16 protein-coding genes are annotated in these 17,571 nt (G+C 67.8%); 10 read left to right on the top strand and 6 right to left on the bottom strand.

Translation table 11 applies throughout. The annotated features are described in order from the left end of the window. Positions 1-4: 4 nt before the first annotated feature. Positions 5-766: an SURF1 family protein gene (locus WG921_RS14025; protein ID WP_340109869.1), complete on the top strand. Its 762-nt coding sequence runs from the start codon at positions 5-7 to the stop codon at positions 764-766. A gap of 22 nt (positions 767-788) precedes the next feature. Here the strand turns inward: WG921_RS14025 and WG921_RS14020 are convergent, their stop codons facing one another. Beyond that, a complete protein-coding gene (locus WG921_RS14020; RefSeq protein WP_340109868.1) occupies positions 789-1,556 on the bottom strand; it encodes a class II aldolase and adducin N-terminal domain-containing protein in 768 nt (255 codons plus the stop codon). Positions 1,557-1,702: 146 nt separating this feature from the next. Between WG921_RS14020 and ygfZ the strand changes: the two genes are divergently transcribed. Beyond that, on the top strand, positions 1,703-2,500 hold the full coding sequence (gene ygfZ / locus WG921_RS14015) for a CAF17-like 4Fe-4S cluster assembly/insertion protein YgfZ (protein WP_340109867.1): 798 nt from the start codon (positions 1,703-1,705) through the stop codon (positions 2,498-2,500). Here ygfZ and WG921_RS14010 read toward each other — a convergent pair. Then, positions 2,497-3,351: an SDR family oxidoreductase gene (locus tag WG921_RS14010; protein WP_340109866.1), complete on the bottom strand. Its 855-nt coding sequence runs from the start codon at positions 3,349-3,351 to the stop codon at positions 2,497-2,499. The two genes, ygfZ and WG921_RS14010, sit on opposite strands and share 4 nt — an antisense overlap. Before the next feature lie 55 nt (positions 3,352-3,406). Here WG921_RS14010 and WG921_RS14005 point away from each other — a divergent pair, with 55 nt between their 5' ends. The 7 genes from WG921_RS14005 (at position 3,407) to WG921_RS13975 (ending at position 9,598) form a co-directional block, all read left to right on the top strand. Further along, positions 3,407-4,204, top strand: a complete 798-nt coding sequence (locus WG921_RS14005; RefSeq protein ID WP_340109865.1) for a tetratricopeptide repeat protein — start codon at positions 3,407-3,409, stop codon at positions 4,202-4,204. A 297-nt stretch (positions 4,205-4,501) separates the two neighbouring features. Continuing rightward, on the top strand, positions 4,502-5,323 hold the full coding sequence (locus tag WG921_RS14000; protein WP_340109864.1) for an ABC transporter ATP-binding protein: 822 nt from the start codon (positions 4,502-4,504) through the stop codon (positions 5,321-5,323). 23 nt (positions 5,324-5,346) lie between these two features. Beyond that, positions 5,347-6,084 carry a transporter substrate-binding domain-containing protein gene (locus tag WG921_RS13995; RefSeq protein ID WP_413788592.1) on the top strand — a complete coding sequence of 246 codons (738 nt, stop codon included), beginning with the start codon at positions 5,347-5,349 and terminating at the stop codon, positions 6,082-6,084. Positions 6,085-6,171: 87 nt separating this feature from the next. Continuing rightward, positions 6,172-7,017, top strand: a complete 846-nt coding sequence (locus tag WG921_RS13990) for an ABC transporter permease (RefSeq protein WP_340109863.1) — start codon at positions 6,172-6,174, stop codon at positions 7,015-7,017. Further along, positions 7,014-7,853: an ABC transporter permease gene (locus WG921_RS13985; RefSeq protein ID WP_340109862.1), complete on the top strand. Its 840-nt coding sequence runs from the start codon at positions 7,014-7,016 to the stop codon at positions 7,851-7,853. Before WG921_RS13990 ends, WG921_RS13985 begins: the two co-directional genes overlap by 4 nt. Positions 7,854-7,867: 14 nt before the next feature. Further along, positions 7,868-9,055 (top strand): winged helix-turn-helix domain-containing protein, encoded by a 1,188-nt coding sequence (locus WG921_RS13980; RefSeq protein ID WP_340109861.1) that lies wholly within the window; start codon positions 7,868-7,870, stop codon positions 9,053-9,055. Positions 9,056-9,205: 150 nt separating this feature from the next. Then, entirely contained in the window at positions 9,206-9,598 is a 393-nt protein-coding gene (locus WG921_RS13975) for a rhodanese-like domain-containing protein (RefSeq protein ID WP_340109860.1), read from the top strand. A gap of 37 nt (positions 9,599-9,635) precedes the next feature. Here the strand turns inward: WG921_RS13975 and WG921_RS13970 are convergent, their stop codons facing one another. The 4 genes from WG921_RS13970 to WG921_RS13955 all read right to left on the bottom strand — a co-directional run bounded on the left by WG921_RS13970 (position 9,636) and on the right by WG921_RS13955 (position 16,254). Continuing rightward, the gene (locus WG921_RS13970) at positions 9,636-11,006 is read right to left on the bottom strand and encodes a glutamine synthetase family protein (protein WP_340109859.1); all 1,371 of its coding nucleotides are present in this window, start codon (positions 11,004-11,006) and stop codon (positions 9,636-9,638) included. A gap of 125 nt (positions 11,007-11,131) precedes the next feature. After that, complete coding sequence (locus WG921_RS13965) at positions 11,132-13,576, bottom strand: FtsK/SpoIIIE family DNA translocase (protein WP_340109858.1); 2,445 nt, start codon at positions 13,574-13,576, stop codon at positions 11,132-11,134. Beyond that, positions 13,573-14,772, bottom strand: a complete 1,200-nt coding sequence (locus WG921_RS13960; RefSeq protein ID WP_340109857.1) for an aminotransferase class I/II-fold pyridoxal phosphate-dependent enzyme — start codon at positions 14,770-14,772, stop codon at positions 13,573-13,575. Before WG921_RS13960 ends, WG921_RS13965 begins: the two co-directional genes overlap by 4 nt. Before the next feature lie 147 nt (positions 14,773-14,919). Next, positions 14,920-16,254 (bottom strand): amidase, encoded by a 1,335-nt coding sequence (locus WG921_RS13955; protein ID WP_340109856.1) that lies wholly within the window; start codon positions 16,252-16,254, stop codon positions 14,920-14,922. 86 nt (positions 16,255-16,340) lie between these two features. Here WG921_RS13955 and WG921_RS13950 point away from each other — a divergent pair, with 86 nt between their 5' ends. After that, the gene (locus WG921_RS13950; RefSeq protein ID WP_340109855.1) at positions 16,341-17,570 is read left to right on the top strand and encodes an FAD-dependent monooxygenase; all 1,230 of its coding nucleotides are present in this window, start codon (positions 16,341-16,343) and stop codon (positions 17,568-17,570) included. The last annotated feature ends 1 nt before the right edge of the window (position 17,571 follow it).

The following is a 17,571-nucleotide window of genomic DNA, read 5'->3' as shown; positions in this document are numbered from 1 at the left end:
GACGATGACGCGGGGAACGAAGACAAAGGGCGGCGGGAGCCGCCCTTCTCATTCGGGCCGGCTTGGCGCCATCGCCACCGGGGTCCTTGGCGTGGCCGTCCTGAGCGGACTCTGCGTCTGGCAGATTCAACGGCTCGAATGGAAAGAGGGCGTGATCGCCACGCTCGAAGCGCGCCTCGCCACGGCGCCGACGCCGCTGCCTGCGGTTTTCGACCCGCCCTCGCAGGAGTTCACCCGCGTCCGCGTCACCGGAAGTTTCGACGGCGCGGTCGGCGCGCATGGATACGCGGACGCGCCGCTTCTGGTCTCGCTCCCCGGGCTCGGGCCGGGCTATCGCGTGATCCAGCCGTTCCTGACCTCCGATGATCGCCGCGTGATGGTCGACCGGGGCTACGTCCCGCTCACCGCGAAAAACGAGCGCGGGGCCGCCAGCCGCCCCACGCCCGCGCCGGAGGAGCCGGTGACTCTGGTCGGCGCGCTCCGTTGGCCGGACGAGGAGGCCGGCGGGAAGCCATATGGTGAAAACGACAATGTATGGACCGCGCGAGATCTTCCGGTGATGGCGCGGCTTTTTGACGCCGAGCCGGTCCTGATCGTCGCAGAGACCTCAACCGCGGTCGGAGACTGGCCGATCCCGCTGCCGATCAAGGCCGTCAACATCACCAACAACCATTTCAATTATGCGGTCACATGGGGCGCGCTGGCCCTGGTCTGGGCGGTGATGACCGTATGGCTCGCCTTCTTCCGCCCGCGGCCCGCCGGATAGACGCGACGGACCGCGGCCACAGTCAGGACGCGTAGTCGGGCTCATCCCTGTCGAGAAGCAGTTTGATCTCATTGAAATGACGGGTCGACTGCCCCGGATAGGCGTCGACCTCCCGCGCGACGGCGGCGGCCACCTCGTCGGACATCAGGCGCAGCGGACGCTGAGTCATGTAGGCGGTGATCAGGGTCTCCGCCGCCCGCTCGAAATAGTAGAGCCGGTTGAAGGCGTCGGGCACCGTGTCGCCGATCACCATGACGCCATGGTTGCCCATGACCATGACCTTCTTCTTCGGATCATCGAACAGCGCCGCGCAGCGCTCGCCCTCCTCCTCGAAGGCCAGTCCGGCGTAGCCGTCGTCGATCACCACCCGATCGAAGAACGTCGCGGTGTTCTGATCGATCGGCGGCATCGAACTATCCGCGAGACTGGCGAGAACGGTGGCGTATTTGGGATGAACATGCAGCGCGACGCGCGCGTGCGGCACCCGCCGATGAAGCGCGCCATGGAGCCCCCACGCCGTGGGGTCGGGCGCGTCGGGCCCCTTCATCACATCCGGGTCGTTGGCGTCCAGCAGCAGCAGATTCGACGCCGTCACCCGGCTGAAGTGAATCTGGTCCCGGTTCATCAGGAACTGCGTTCCGTCATCGTTCACGGAGACGGAAAAATGGTTGGCGACGGCTTCGTGCCAATTCATCCGCACGGTCCAGCGGAACGCCGCGGCGAGATCGACGCGCACGTCCCAATGCGGGTCGTTATGCGTCGATGGGGGGTGAAGAAGCGCGGACGACATTTGTTTTCCTTTCAGATATTTGACCCCAGTCTTTCGCCTACGTGCGGCGCAAGCAAGGGGCTCGCAAATTTTTGGCGCGAATCCTATCATTCGCGCCGGGCGACGCCGCTGACGGTGCGCGACCACCATAGCGAAATGGAGTGGACATGTCGGCCAACTGGTTTCTCGACGCGAGCCGCGCGGTCCTCCGGGCCTCGGGCCCCGACGCGCGCGCAATGATTCAGGATCTCGTGACCAATGATCTCGATCAACTCGGGGAGGGCGATCTGGTCTACGCCGCGCTCCTCACGCCGCAGGGAAAATATCTGTTCGACTTTTTCATCGGCGCCGATGAGGGCGGCGACGGGTTCCTGATCGACATCGCGGCGGATCGCGCGGGCGCCTTCGCCCAGAGGCTCGCCATGTACCGGCTGCGCCGGAAAATGGAGATCGCGCCCGCGGATCTGTCCGTCGCGCTTTTCTGGGGCGACGCCCCGCCGCCTCCGGGCGCGCGGGCCGATCCGCGCTCCGCGGCCATGGGCTGGCGGATCTACGGCGCCGATCTCGCGCTCACGGAGGGCGCCCGAGAAGCGAGCCGCGCGGATCTGGACCTGCTCCGCGTTCGCCACTGCGTCCCGGAAACCGGGGTCGAGCTCCAGCCCGACGAGACCTATATCCTCGAGGCCGGCTTCGAACGCCTCAACGGCGTCGATTTTCGCAAGGGGTGCTATGTCGGGCAGGAGGTGACCGCCCGGATGAAGCACAAGACCACCCTGAAAAAGGGGCTCGTCCGCGTCAGCGTCGAGGGCGACGCCGCCCCCGGAACGCCGATCGAGGCGGACGGCAAACCCGCGGGCGCGCTCTTCACCGTCGCGGGCGGCGAAGGGCTCGCGCATCTCCGCTTCGACCGCGCGGAGGGCGCGATGCGGGCGGGCGGCGCCACCGTTCGGCGGATAGACGCTTAGCTTCGGGATTCTTCCGCCAGGATCGCTGCGAGCCCCTCGCGATAAGTCGGATAGGCGAGCCGAACGCCGAGCTCCTCGCGCATCCGCCGGTTCGAGACGCGCCTGGATTCAGCGTAAAAGCTCCGCGCCATCGGCGACATTTCAGCGTCTTCGAAGCGCACCGCCGGCGGCGCGGCGACGCCGAGCAACTCGGCCGCATAGGCGATCACATCCTCCGGCGGGGCCGGAAGATCGTCGGAGAGATTGTAGACGGCGCCGGGCGAGGGCCTCTCGATGGAGGCGAGCAGCGCCGCTGCGATGTCGTCGCGGTGGATACGGCTGAAAACCTGCCCCTCCTTCACGATTCTCCGGGCGGCGCCGGCCCTGATCCGCTCAAACGGCGCCCGGCCCGGCCCGTAAATCCCGGCGATGCGGAATATGTGCAGCGGCAGCCCCGCCGCACGCCATTCCGCCTCCGCCGCCGCGCGCCGCTCGGCGCGCCCCGGCGCCGGGTTGAGCGGGCTGGCCTCATCGACCCAACCGCCCCCATGGTCGCCGTAGACGCCGGTCGTCGACAGATAGCCGACCCATTTCAGCCCCGGATTCGCGGCCAGCGCCGGGCCGATGGCCCGCAGTGTCGGGTCGCCCCGCTCGTCTGGCGGGGCGGAGACCAGAACATGCGTCGCGCCGGCGGCGGCCGCCGGCGCCGGCGGCCAGATCTCCGGCTCGATCCCCATCGCGGCGAGCGCGGGCTTGCGCGCCGGATCGCGGGTCGTCCCGACGACGCGCCAGCCGCGCCGGAGCAGGCGCGCGGCCAGAGCCTGCGCGACATATCCGGATCCGGCGCACAACATCACAGGTCGATCCCGCATTGGGTCTCCTCTCGCTCGGCGCTATGATGCGCCTCTTCTACATGACGGAGCCGACATGACGCGAGCCCTCGCCGCCGCCCTTCTCATCGCCCTTCTTCCCTCCCGCGCCGGGGCGGTCACGTCCTATGCGGATTGCGCCGCGATGGTCGACGAAGACCCGGAGCGCGCGCGAAACGAAGCCGTCGACTGGTATGCGGCCACCGGCGCGCTCGGGGCGCTTCACTGCGAGGCGCTCGCTCTCGCGGCGGAAGGCGCGTTCAGGACCGCGGCCCAGAAGCTCGCCGCCCTGGCCGGCGCGCCGGAGCTTTCCGCCGGAGAGAGCGTCGCCGTCCGGGTTCAGGCGGCGCGGCTTTATCGCGCCGATCATGACCTGGACGGCGCGCGCGCCATCCTCGACGAGGCCATCGCGGCCAATCCCGGCGCAGCGGCGGCAGCCTATGTCGAGCGCGCCGCGCTGCAGGCCGAAGATCAGGCCTGGACGGGCGCGAAGGCCGATCTCGACAGCGCGCTGCGCCTCCAGCCGCGTGATGCGGAGGCGCTTGCGCTCCGCGCCGCCGCGCGCCGGCATCTGGGCGACGCCGCCGGCGGGGTCCTCGATGCGAAAGCCGCCATCGCGGCGGATCCCGGCCATGCGCCCGGCTGGCTGGAGCTTGGCGTGGCCGAGCGCGCGCGCGGCGACGCCGGCGCCGCCCGGAAGGCGTTCCTCGGCGCCATCGAAGCCGCCCCCGACAGCCCGAGCGCGGCCATGGCGCGAAACGCCCTGCAGGACATGGCCGCGCCGGAAGCCGGCGCGCCGACCGGGACGAAGCGACAGGGCGCCGCGCCCGCGCCGCCCTCACACACGACCCGATGATCGGGATGGAAACTCCGACGGGCGGTCAGCGGCGATCCTCTCATCGGATGACGCGGACCGCCTTCCAAGAAGCCGCCCAGAAACAGGAGGGGCGGGGGAACCCTTTGGCGGAGACGGTCCTGGTTAACGAAAAAACAACCCGGCGCGCGGATTAATGGAGTGTGAGGTCGGCGGTCCAATCCTCCTAAGCGTGTATAGCTCTCTTTCCATGACGCCTTTAGAGCATGAATGGGCCCGTTCTGACCGGTTTTTCGGAAGAAGGTGGTCATTTGACTCAGCATTCCGGCTTGCGCGACGATGCAATATCACGCTTACTCGCCGCGGAGCTGGGCCAAGAGGGGGCACGAGTTGGGGGAAGCACCTACCCTCATCGCAGAGGATATCCATAAGAGTTTCGGCAAAGTCGAAGTTCTGAAGGGTGTGTCCGTCGCTGCGCGGCAGGGGGACGTGATCTCCATTCTTGGCTCGTCGGGCTCCGGCAAGTCGACATTCCTGCGCTGCATAAATTTCCTGGAAACGCCCGACAGCGGCCGGATCGTGCTGGAAGGCGAGGAGGTGCGCGTGCGCGCCGATTCCCGCGGGCGGCCGATCGGCGCCGATGCGAAACAGATCGCGCGGCTCCGCGCCCAGCTTGGCATGGTGTTCCAGCAATTCAATCTCTGGGGGCACATGACCGTGCTCGGCAATGTGATGGAAGGCCCGGTGCAGGTTCAGCGCCGCAATCAGGCGGAGGCCAGAGACGAAGCGATGGCCGTGCTTGAGAAGGTCGGCATCGCCGACAAGGCCGGATCCTATCCGAGCCAGCTTTCCGGCGGACAGCAGCAGCGCGTCGCCATCGCGCGCGCGCTGGCGATGCGCCCGAAGGCGATCCTCTTCGACGAACCGACATCCTCGCTCGACCCCGAACTGGTCGGCGAGGTTCTGCGCGTGATGCGCGACCTGGCCGACGAGGGGCGGACCATGCTGGTCGTCACGCATGAAATGGGCTTTGCGCGCGAGGTCTCGAACAAGGTCGTCTTTCTTCACGAAGGCGTCGTGGAAGAGGAAGGCCCGCCGCAAGAGATCTTCGCCAACCCGAAATCCGAGCGCTGCCGCGCGTTTCTCGCCAGTGCGCTCTGAAGCCTGCACAAGGAGACAAACCAATGAATCGCCGCCTGATTTTCAGCGTTCTCGCCATGGCCGCCGCCAGTCTGGCCGCTCCGGCGCTGGCCGCCGATGCGGTCCGGATAGGAACTGAGGGGGCCTATCCTCCATACAACTTCATCAACGAAAACGGCGAAGTCGACGGCTTCGAGCGCGAGGTCGGCGACGAGATCTGCAAACGCGCCGAGCTTACATGCACCTGGGTCAAGAACGACTGGGACAGCATCATCCCCAACCTCGTCTCCGGCAATTTCGACATGATCATGGCCGGGATGACGATCACCGCCGAGCGGGACGCCGTGATTGATTTCACGCAGGATTATTTCCCGCCGGACCCGTCCGCCTATGTTGCGCTGAAAGGCGCGGGAGACGACGTGATCCACGGCGTCGTCGCCTCTCAAACCGCCTCCATCCAGGCCGCCCATGTCGCTGAAAGCGATGCGACGCTGATGGAGTTCGCGACCTTCGACGACAGCGTCGCCGCAGTCCGGAACGGGGAGGCGGACGCCGTTCTCGCCGATCGCGGCTTTCTCGAAGACATCGTGAACGAAAGCGACGGCGAGATGGTCTTCGTCGGCCCGGATGTGGAGATCGGCGACGGCATCGGCGTCGGCGTGCGCGAGAGCGACGGCGACCTGAAAGCCAGACTCGACGCCGCGATCTCCTCGATGAAGGAGGATGGTTCATTGAACGTCCTTCTGTCAAAATGGTTCGACGGCATGGACGATGTCTACTGACGGCGGCCTTGGCCGAGGATGAAGCCGGCTCGATGATCGCGAGTCCGGGCGCCGAGGGGGCGGCCGGGCTCAGCTTGGGGGCGAACGATGGACACCTGCGCCGATCCTTCGGCACTTGAAGGGCTGAGCTGGTGGCTCTGTTACCTGAGCACGCCGAAACATGTCAGCTTTTACGCGTCGTTCGGAACGGTTCTCCTGCTTCTGGCGCTCGTGGCGCCGCTCACGCTCATCGTCGGCGTCGCCGGCGCGCTGGCGCGGCGCGCCCGCATCGCGCCGCTGCGCTGGTTCGGGCTTCTCTACACATCCATGGTGCGGGGCGTCCCCGATATCGTCTTCTTCCTCTTCGTCCCGATCGCGCTCGATCAGACGCTCGAATATGTCCGCCACAAGACGCTCTGCCCCGAAGTGACGGCGCCGGTGCGCCAGGGCGCCGATTTCATCGTCTGCGCCGCTGCGAAGCTCCCGCTCTCGACCGCGCCGCAAGCGGTGCATGACATGTATGGCTTCGCGCTGGCCCTGCTCGCGTTCACCGTGGTCTTCGGGGCCTTCGCGGCGAACGTGATCGACGGCGGGCTCTCCGCCGTTCCCAAAGGCCAGCTTGAGGCCGGCGAGGCGATCGGGATGAGCCGCGCGCAGGTTTTCCGGCGCATTCATCTGCCGCAGATGTGGCGGTTCGCGTTTCCCGGCCTGACCAATCTCTGGATGGTCCTGATCAAGGCGACGCCGCTTCTTTTTCTGCTCGGGGTCGAGGACATCGTTTACTGGGCGCGCGAGCTTGGCGCCGCCAAGACCTCGCGCTACCTCTATCCTCATGGCGACTGGCGGTTCGGATATTTCATGGCGCTCCTCGTGTTCTATCTGGCGCTCACCTGGGTGAGCGAACGAGGGTTCAGCCGCCTTACGCGCAGGCTCGGACCGGATGCGCACGCGTGACCTGCGCCGAGGCGATCATCGCTTATGGGCTGAGGTCCGTCGGCGTTGGCGAGCGGATCCTTCCGCGCGGCGACATCACGCTCTGCGAACAGACGGCGCTGATCGGCTCCGGCATGCTCTGGAACATCTATTTCACCGTGCTCGCGCTCGGCTTCGGCTTCTGCCTCGCGACCGTGATCGCGCTTGGAAAGGCCAGCCCCAACCGGCTCGTCTCGGGGGCGGCCCGGGGGTTCATCTTCGTCTTTCGCGGCTCTCCGCTCTTCATCCAGTTTTTCCTCTTCTATGAGGCTTTCGTCCTGATCCCGAAGGCCGCCGGCGCGCTCGACCTCGGCTTCGTGACGATCACGGTCGAGACCGCGTGGTTCACCCGCGCCTGGCTCGGGGCGCTGATCGTCCTGATCCTGAACACGTCCGCCTATTCCGCGGAGATCTTTCACGGCGCGCTGATGAACGTGCCGAAAGGAGAGATCGAGGCCGCCGATGCGATGGGGATGAGCGGCCTGCGAAAGTTTCGCCGTATCGTCTGGCCGACCATGCTCCGCATCGCCTGGCCCGCCTACACCAACGAAGCGATCTTCATGGGCCACGCGACCGCGCTGGTGTTCTTCTCCGGCTTCCCGGCCTGGCGCCGTGAAGGCGACGCGCTCTATTACGCGACCTATTTCGCGGAGGCGACGTTCAACCCGTTCGTCGCCTATCCCATCGTCGCGGCTTTCTTCGTGCTCTTCACCCTGACGATTCTCGGCGTGTTCGGGCTCATCAATCGCAGGCTGAACCGGCATCTTCCCGCCGCCGTGCGCGCGAAGACCCGCTTTCGGCCGCAGATCATCCGATAAGCGGGGACGCGCGGGTGGCTTCGTCCGCGATCGACAACCAGCGCGCGCGGCGCATTTTCATGCACCGCCATGCGCTCTGCGACCCGCCGACGCCGAAGCAGGACGATTCGGCCCTGCTCGCGCTGATCGAGCGGCTCGGGTTCGTTCAGCTTGACAGCATCCGCACGGTCGAGCGGGCCCATCACATGATCCTGTTCGCGCGAAACCAGACCTATCGCCCCGCCGCGCTCCATCGGCTGATCGAACGCGAGCGGGCGTTGTTCGAAAACTGGACCCATGACGCCTCGGTGATTCCGACGCGGCTTTTCCCTTATTGGCGCGCGGCGATGGCGGAGATCGCGCCGCGGATCGCCGCCCATTGGGAAAATCGCGGCCGCGCCGGGTTTCGCGAACAGGGGCGGGCTGTTCTGGCCGAGATCGCCCGGCGCGGTCCGCGCCTCTCACGGGAGATCGGCGAGAGCGAATCCCGGACCTCCGGCGGCTGGTGGGAATGGAACCCGTCGAAGACCGCTCTCGAATGGCTCTGGCGGTCCGGCGAGCTCTGCGTCGCGCGGCGCGAGGGGTTTCAGAAGGTTTACGATCTGACGGAGAACGTGATCCCGGCCCCGCATCGCGGCCCGCCGCCTGACCGCGCGGCGCTGGTCGACTGGGCCTGCGGCGCGGCGCTCGACCGGCTCGGCTTCGCAACCAGCGGAGAGATCGCCGCCTTCTGGGGGCTGATCACACCGGCGGAGGCGAAAGACTGGCGCGCGGCGCAGCCATCGCTGATCGACGTTGACATCGAAGGGGCGAACGGCGCCGTCCGACGCCATTTCGCGCGGCGCGGCCTTGAGGAGGAGGCGCCCCCGCCGCCGCCCACCCGGATCCGCGCGCTCAGCCCGTTCGATCCGCTGATCCGCGACCGGAAGCGCACGAGGCGGCTGTTCGGTTTCGACTATACGATCGAGGTGTTCGTGCCGGCGGCCAAGCGCAGATACGGCTATTATGTCTTTCCGCTCCTGGAGGGCGACCGTCTGATCGGCCGGATCGACATGAAGGCCGACCGCGGACGGGACGAGCTGATCGTCTCCGGGCTCTGGCTGGAGCCGGGCGTGCGCGCCGCCATTGGGCGAATCAGACGCCTGGAGGCGGAACTGGAGCGCCAGAGACGGTTCGCCGGGGTCGGCGGTCTCCGGATGGAGAATGGATGGATCAAGACATGATCCGAACGCGCGGAGCGCGCCGGCGCGACGGCTTTTCTCCGCCGCCGAAGGTGGCGGGCCCCGCCGGCGGCGGCTATCATGCCGCCGGCTCGCCTTGGGTTCCTTCTATTGCGAGCGGATCTTTTCGGCACAGGAGGCGTGGAGCGAAACATGGCGATCAAAGCAGCGTTTGACATGGTGAAAGAGGCGACGGCGGAGATTGAAACCATCTCTCCGGCGGACGCGATCAAGCGGATGAACGACGAGGATTTCCTTCTCGTCGATATCCGCGACCCACGCGAGTTGAAACGCGAAGGCCGGATTCCCGGCGCCTATCATGCTCCTCGCGGGATGCTGGAGTTCTGGATCGACCCGGCCAGCCCCTATTACAAGCCGATCTTCGGCGAAAAGAAGAAATTCGTGTTCTTCTGCGCCGCCGCCGGCCGGTCGGCGATCTCGGTCAAGACGTTGCAGGACATGGGGATGGAGAACATCGCGCAGCTTGGCGAAGGCTTCGCCGGGTGGCGGGAGGCCGGCGGCCCGATCGAGGGCGGGGAGTCCTGAGCTTCCCGGCGGGCCTCGCCGGGCGGCCCGCATTCGGTCAGATCATGCGCGCGGTGACGATGTGCTCCACATCGGAGACGCGCGCGGCGAATCCGTCCGCCTCCTGCCGTTTCATCGCGGCGTAAACCCGCGTGAACTCCTCGCCGAGCGCCTCGTTGACGAAGGCTGACTCCTCGAAAAGCCGGATCGCCTCGCGCCAGCCCGCCGGCAGGGCGCCGGCGCCTTCCGGCGGCGCGGCGCCGTCCGTCGCAAGCCCCGGCGGCGCGTCGGTCTCGATTCCTTCGAGGATCGCCGCGAGGATCAGGGTCAACGCGATATAGGGGTTGGCGTCGGCCCCCGCGAGCCGATGTTCAAGCCGCGCGCCTGCGCCGGCGGCCGTCGGCACGCGGACGGCGACATTGCGGTTGTCGAGCCCCCAGGCCGCGGCGGATGGCGCGAAGCCGCCGGGCCGGAGCCGCCGATAGGAATTGAGATGCGGCGCGAAACCAAGCGTGGATTCCGCCATCCGCGCCAATACGCCGCCAATGGCGCCTGAAAGCGGCCGGTTCGGCGTATCGGCGTCATCGCCGGAGAAGATGTTTCGCCCCGCCTCATCGAGCACGGAGACATGAAAATGCTGGCCGGAGCCGGGCGCTTCGCCATAGGGCCTGGCCATGAAGCAGGCGTCGAGCCCATGCGCCCGCGCCGTGCCGCGCACCGCGCGGCGAAGAGCGATGGCGCGATCGGCGGCGATCAGCGCGTCATCGACATGGTGCAGGTTCACCTCGAACTGGCCCGGCCCGGATTCCGCGAGGAACCCTGTCGTCAACGCATCGAGCGCCACCGCCGCCGCTTCGATTTCCGAGAGGAGCGGCTCGAAGTGGCGTTGCACGTCCAGAAGATAGACTTGGCCCGATTCGAGCCGACGGCCGCCCGGCCCCACCGGGGGCCGAACGCGCCCGCTTGGCGCGGCTTCGCCCTCGACCAGATAAAACTCCAGCTCAGGCGCCGCGACAGGCGAGAGCCCAGCGGCCCGATACCGCGCCAGAACCCGCGCAAGCGCCGCGCGCGGGTCATGGGGGTTCGGTGAATTCCAGTCGTCGCCGGTCAGCGTCATCAAGCATTGCGCTGCGGGGCGCTGAGACCAGAGCATCGGCCTCAACGTATGAATCAGCGGACTGGCCACGCCGTCCGGATCGCCGACCTTCTCCGCCAACCCGTCGGCGTTGGTGTCCTGGCTGAAGATGTCGAGCGCGTAGGTCGACACCGGAAGACGCTGGCCGCGCGGCCCGAGCTTGGCGATCTCTCCGATCGGCAGCCATTTGCCACGCATCACGCCGTTCATGTCGGGCCAGACCATCTCGACGAATTCGATGTCCGGATGCTCGGCGAAAAAAGCGTCGAGCGCGGCGCGGATGACGCCGCTCATCGCGAACCGGCATGGAGATGAGGAAGCTCAAGCATGACAGACCCGTCCCACTGTGACCGCCCGGACGCTGGACGCGCCGCCCAAGCCCCGACCAGGAGGCGCATATCCAGCGACCCGCCGGCGCGCTACCGTTCCTCGATCATGACTTCGCGTTTGCCGACATGGTTGGCCGCGCTGACCACGCCCTGATCCTCCATCTGCTCGACGATGCGCGCGGCCTTGTTGTAGCCGATGGCGAGCTTGCGCTGGATATAGCTGGTCGAGCATTTCCGGTCCCGCGCCACGATCATCACCGCCTGATCATAGAGCGCGTCATCGCTTCCATCACCGCCGAGGCCCAGGATCTCATCGATCGCCGCGGCTTCCTCGTCGTCGTCGCCGCCCTCGGTCACGGCGGAGACATATTCCGGCTGGCCCTGCGTCTTCAGATGGCGCACGACTTCCTCGACCTCCTCGTCGGAGACGAAAGGCCCATGGACGCGCGTGACGCGGCCGCCTCCGGCCATGTAGAGCATGTCGCCCATGCCCAGAAGCTGCTCCGCGCCCTGCTCGCCGAGAATCGTTCGGCTGTCGATCTTGGACGTGACCTGAAACGAAATCCGGGTCGGGAAGTTGGCCTTGATCGTGCCGGTGATGACGTCGACCGAGGGGCGCTGCGTCGCCATGATGAGGTGAATGCCGGAGGCGCGGGCCATCTGCGCGAGACGCTGGATGCAGGCCTCGATCTCCTTGCCGGCCACCATCATCAGATCCGCCATCTCGTCGACGATGATGACGATGAAGGGCATCTCCTCGGGCTCGAACTCCTCGGTCTCGGTCACGGGCTGGCCGGTGTCCTTGTCGAATCCGGTCTGGACGGTGCGGCTGAACGCTTCGCCCTTCTCCAGCGCGTCGCGGACCCGGGCGTTGTAGCCGTCGATGTTACGCACGCCCATTTTCGACATCTTCTTGTAGCGGCTCTCCATCTCCGCCACCGCCCATTTCAGCGCCACCACCGCCTTTTTCGGGTCGGTGACGACCGGCGAGAGAAGATGCGGAATGCCGTCATAGACGGAGAGCTCCAGCATCTTCGGGTCGATCATGATCAGCCGGCATTCCTTGGGGCCGAGCCGGTAGAGGAGCGACAGGATCATCGTGTTGATCGCGACGGATTTGCCCGAACCGGTGGTGCCCGCGACGAGCAGATGCGGCATCTTTGCCAGATTCGCGACCACCGGGTCGCCTCCGATATCCTTGCCGAGCGCCAGCGCGAGCCGATAGCTCGAATCGCCATAGACGTCCGCCGAGAGAATCTCGCGGAGCAGCACCATCTCCCGGTTGGCGTTCGGCAATTCGATGCCGATCACATTCCGGCCCGGGATCGTCGAGACCCGGGCGGCGAGCGCCGACATCGAACGGGCGATGTCGTCCGCGAGGCCGATGACCCGCGAGGCCTTCAGCCCCGGCGCGGGCTCCAACTCGTACATCGTGACCACGGGGCCGGGCCGGATCGCGCCGATCTCGCCTCTCACGCCGTAATCGTCGAGCACGCTTTCCAGCATTCTCGCATTCTGCTCCAGCGCCGCGTCGCTCTCCCGATGGCGGGCGATTTTCGACGGAGTCTGAAGCAGCGACAGCGCCGGCGCGACAAAGCCGCCGTCGCCAGCCGCTTCATCGAGCGCGAGACGCGGCTGTTCCTCCTCCGCGGCGGCGCGCGATTTCTTGACCGGCTTCGGGGCGGGGCGCGCCTTCGGCGTCTCTCCGCGCCGCAATATGGCCGGCAGCGCGCTTTCCCCCTCGAGCGTCGGCGCCTCGCCCGCCTCGGGCGCGCCGCCATCGAGCGAAGGTTCGCGCCGCCGGAATCCGAGCGGCGCCGGCGGCGCATGCTTTTCCGATCTCGGTTTCGCCAGCGCGCCGCGCAGCATCGCCGCCGCCGCGCCGACCGCCCTGGCCAGAAGAGAGACGCACGCGACCGCCGCCGTGAGCAGCGAGCGCAGCAGGAACCGGAAGACGCGGCGCGCCTCGGTCATGTTCACGCCAAGCGCGAGCGCCGCGAGCGTCAGCGTCGCAAGGGCGAGCGCCAGCGTCACCGGCTTCACGACCTCCGCGGCGGGAAAGGGAAGCGCCGAGAGCAGCATGGAGAGAGCGCCATCGCCGATCACGCCGCCAAGCCCCGCGGGAAAGGCCCATGCCGCGAATGGCGCGTGCGCCGATGCGAAGACTGCGCCGGCCAGCATCGCGAACGGCGTCAGGATCATCCGCGACCATGCGCGCTCGTCCCCGGCGTGCAGGATCAGCCGCCCCGCCCAGACGAACAGAACCAGCGGAAGCCCCAAGGCGGCGAGGCCAAGCGTCTGCAACAACGGATCGGCGAGAAGCGCCCCGGGCGCGCCAAGCCAGTTCTGCGGCGCGCTCTCCGTCGCATTCAACCAGCTCGGATCGTCGGCATGGTAGCTGACCAGCGCCGCTCCAAGCGCGAGAGCCGCGACAAGGAAGCCGACTCCGGTCAGCTCCGCCCCGCGGCGCTTCAGAAACGCCTGCGCGGACGGCGGCAGCAACGGCGCGCGCTCTCCATCGGCCCAGCTGGTCATTCTCTCCCCCCAATCACCTCGCGGATAGCGGTCAGCCCCCGCTCGACATGCGCCGGCTCGTCCACCAGCGCCACCCGGATGTAACCCCGCCCCGGATCGCCAACCCCGCAGCCGGGGCTCGCGGTTCGGCTGAGATAGCTTCCCGGCAAAACCCTGACGCCATGTTCGCGCCAAAGCCGGAGCGTCGCCGCCTCGCCATCCTCCACCCCGACCCAGAGGAAGAACCCGGCGGCGGGCGCGAACCCGAGAATCCGCTCCGCGAGCGCGTATTTTTCCGCGTAGAGCGCGCGGTTCTCCGTCACATGCGCCTCGTCCCGCCAGACCTCGGCCGCGGCGAGCTGCGCCGGCAGCGGCAACGGCGCGCCGGTGTAGGACCGGTGTCGGCGCAGGGCGGCGATCGTCGCCTCGCCGCCGACGCAAAACCCGGAGCGAAGGCCCGGAAGATTCGAGCGCTTCGACAGCGAATGAAAGGAAAGAACCCGCTCCGGATCGGCCCCGACCGCCTTGGCCGTGGTCAGCACGCCGGGCGGCGGCGCATCGCGGTAAATCTCCGCGTAGCACTCGTCCGCGAAAATCCGGAAATCATGCCGCTCCGCCAGCGCGAGAAGCCGCGCCCAGTATTCCGGCCCCGCCACCGCGCCCTGCGGATTGGCGGGCGAGCAGATATAGGCCACGGTCACCCGGTCCAGCAGCGCCGGGTCGAGCGCGGCGAAATCCGGAAGATGACCGGTTTCCGCGACCGCGTTCACGTAGATCGGCTCCGCCCCGACAGCGAGCGCCGCAGCGGCGTAGCACTGGTAGAACGGGTTCGGCAGCAGGATCGCCGGGCGCGCGCCGTTCTTCCGCTCGGGGCTGAGCGCGACGGCGGCGTTGAAGAGCCCCTCCCGCGTGCCGTTCAGCGGGAAGACATGAGCGTCCGCCTCGACCCGGACGCCGTAGCGGCGGCCGATCCACGCGGCGCAGGCCTCCAGAAGGTCGGGGTGGCCCTCGTTTGGCGGGTATTTGCTGTAGAGGTGAACATGCCGCGCCAACGCCTCCGCCAAGAACGGCGGCTGGGGATGTTTCGGCTCGCCGATGGACATCGACACGGGCGCGCCGTTCGCCCCGGCGGGGCCGGGCGGATAGGGATCGAGCAGCGCCCGCAAACGCGGAAACGCATACTCCGGGAGGTCCGAAAACCGCTCGGGGACCTGCATCTCATCATACCTCTTGCGGAGCCTCTGGCGGACTCTCGTCGCGAGAGACCGTACACGGCGCCACCATTACGGTCCAGAAATTAAACGTGATTCATCGAATTGTATGTGATACTCTCGCAACAGTGACGCCAAGGACACAGGCGCGGTTCAGCCCGCGACGACCGCCTCGGCCGCGGCGCCGATCCGGCACAGCGCCGCTTCGCCGAACGGTTTCCCCATCAGCATGATTCCGCAGGATGGGGTCGGCGTCGGCAATGTCAGCGCGCAGAGCCCGAGCAGGTTCCCGATCCGCGTGTTCTGGAGCGTCAGGAGGTTTTCCGACGCGAAGAACGCCTTGTCCGCGAGCAACCGCTCGACATTCGGCGGCAGGATCGGGCACGAGGGGATCAGCACCGCGTCATACGCCGCGACGCGCGCGTTCCATTTGGCCCGAAGCTGGCGCATCCGCTTCGCCGCCCGAAGATACCCGGCGGCGGTCACTTTGGCGCCGGCGCGGAATCTCTCCCGGATCGGCGCGAACATGAGGTCGCCCTTCTCCTCGATCGTCTCGCCCCACTCGGCCCAGGCTTCCCCGGTGAAGAGCGGGGCGGAGAGCGAAATGACCTCCGCCACTTCCGGCGCTTCGATCCGCTCCACCACGGCGCCGGCGCGCGCGAGCGCGGCGACCGCCGCCTCGAACGCGGCGCGGGGCTCATCGCGGCAGTCCTCGCCGAGCGCCACCGTCTCCAGCACCGCGAGCCGCGCGCCCTTGAGCGAGGCGCCTTCGAGATCCGGCGCGCGCCCGCCGGCCATCGTCGCGGTCAGGAGCGCGGCGTCCTCGACCGTGCGGCACAATGGGCCGATCGTGTCGAATCCCGGGCAGAGGAAGATCACGCCGTCATCCGGCAGATACCCATGCGTCGTCTTGAGGCCGACCAGGGAGTTCCATGTCGACGGCACGCGGACCGAGCCGCCCGTGTCCGAGCCGATCGCGGCCGACGCCAGATCAAACGCGACCGACGCCGCCGCCCCGGACGAAGAGCCTCCCGGAGCGAGGGCCGGGTCGAAGCGGTTCGGCGGCGTCGCCGTCATCGGGTTCAGCCCGAGCCCCGAGAAGGCGAGTTCGGTCATATGCGTCTTGCCGAGGCTGACGACACCCGCGCGCCGGGCGTTGGCCACCACCGTGGCGTCTGCGGGAGAGACGCGGCCCTTGAGCATCGCGGAGCCGGATTCCGTGACGTCTCCCGCGGTGTCGAACAAGTCCTTCCAGGAGATCGGCGCCCCGTCCAGCGGGCCGCGCCGGAGACCGCGCTTCGCGCGATCCGCGGCGGCGGCGGCCTCCCTTCGGGCCGAATCATGGAGCACGCGCGTATAGATCCGCGCCGCATCGCCGTTGGCGTCGATGGCGGAGAGATAGGCTTCGGTCGCCTCGCGCGCGTCGAGCGCGCCAGTTTCGATACGCCGGCCGATCTCCGCCGCGCTCATTTTGGTCACTTCGGTCATTCCGCCCCTCCTCGCCTCCGATCCGCCCGAGCCTATGCGCCGACGCGCGCGTGGACAATCTTCATTGCAGAGTCGATACAACAAGCATGAAACAGACGCCCGATTGCGACGTTCTCATCATCGGCGGCGGCCTTGTCGGCGCGGCGGCGGCGCTCGCTTTGGCGAGCGCCGATTTCGACGTGATCCAGCTCGACGCCGCGCCAGACGCGCCCGAACCCGAGACGTTCGACGGGCGCGCCTACTCGACGCCGGCGGCGTCGCAGAACTTCTGGCGCGCTGTCGGCGTCTGGGAGCGCGTGGCGGACAACGCCCAGGCCGTGAGCGACATCCTCGTCTCTGACGGCCGGGTCAGCGAGGGCGCATCGCCCCTTTTCCTTCATTTCGACCACCGCGAGGCGGATGGCGGCGCCTTCAGCCGCATGGTCGAAGCCCGGCACCTGAGGCCGGCGACGCTCGAAGCGGTCCGCGAATCGGCGCATGTCGATCTCCGCCACGGCGCCCGCGTCGTCTCGACGCGGACCGAGCCGGGGCGGGCGGTGGCGGTTCTCGAAACCGGCGAAGAGATTTCGGCGCGGCTGATCGTCGCCGCGGACGGGCGCGAAAGCCGGCTCCGCCAGGCCGCCGGCATCGACCGGGTGCGCTGGAGCTACGATCAGAGCGGGCTCGTCTCCGCCGTCGCGCATGAACGGCCGCATCACGGAATCGCGCATGAATTGTTCCTGCCGGCCGGGCCGTTCGCGATTCTGCCGCTGAAAGGCGGGCGATCCTCCCTCGTCTGGACCGAGAGACGGGAGGAGGCCGCGCGGATCCACGCCTTGCCGGACGATCAGTACCTTTGCGAGCTGGAGAACCGGTTCGGCGACTTTCTCGGCCGGCTGACGCTGGACGGGCGGCGGTGGACCTATCCGCTGCATTTCAGCCTCGCCTACGCCTATGTCGCGCCCCGCCTCGCGCTGATCGGCGACGCGGCCCACGCGGTGCATCCCATCGCGGGGCAGGGCCTCAATCTCGGCATACGGGATGCGGCGGCGTTGGCGGAAGTTCTGGCCGAAGCGATGCGGCGGGGCGAGGATTTCGGCGAAGCGGCGGTGCTGAAACGGTATCAGCAATGGCGCCGGTTCGACTCCGCCGCGCTCGCCCTTTCGATGGACGCCCTGAACCGGCTGTTCTCGAACGACGTCGCGCCGGTCCGCGCGCTCCGGGATTTCGGCCTTGATCTCGTGAACCGGTCCGGCCCGATGAAACGCATGTTCATGCGGGCCGCGTCCGGCATGGGCGGCGAAACGCCCCGCCTGCTGCGGGGCGAGCGCATCTGAG

Source organism: Paludibacillus litoralis, assembly GCF_037646705.1.
GTDB lineage: Bacteria > Pseudomonadota > Alphaproteobacteria > Rhodobacterales > Rhodobacteraceae > Pikeienuella > Pikeienuella litoralis.
Note: the sequence above shows the minus strand (reverse complement) of the source record. Positions and strands in the feature narration are given on the sequence as shown.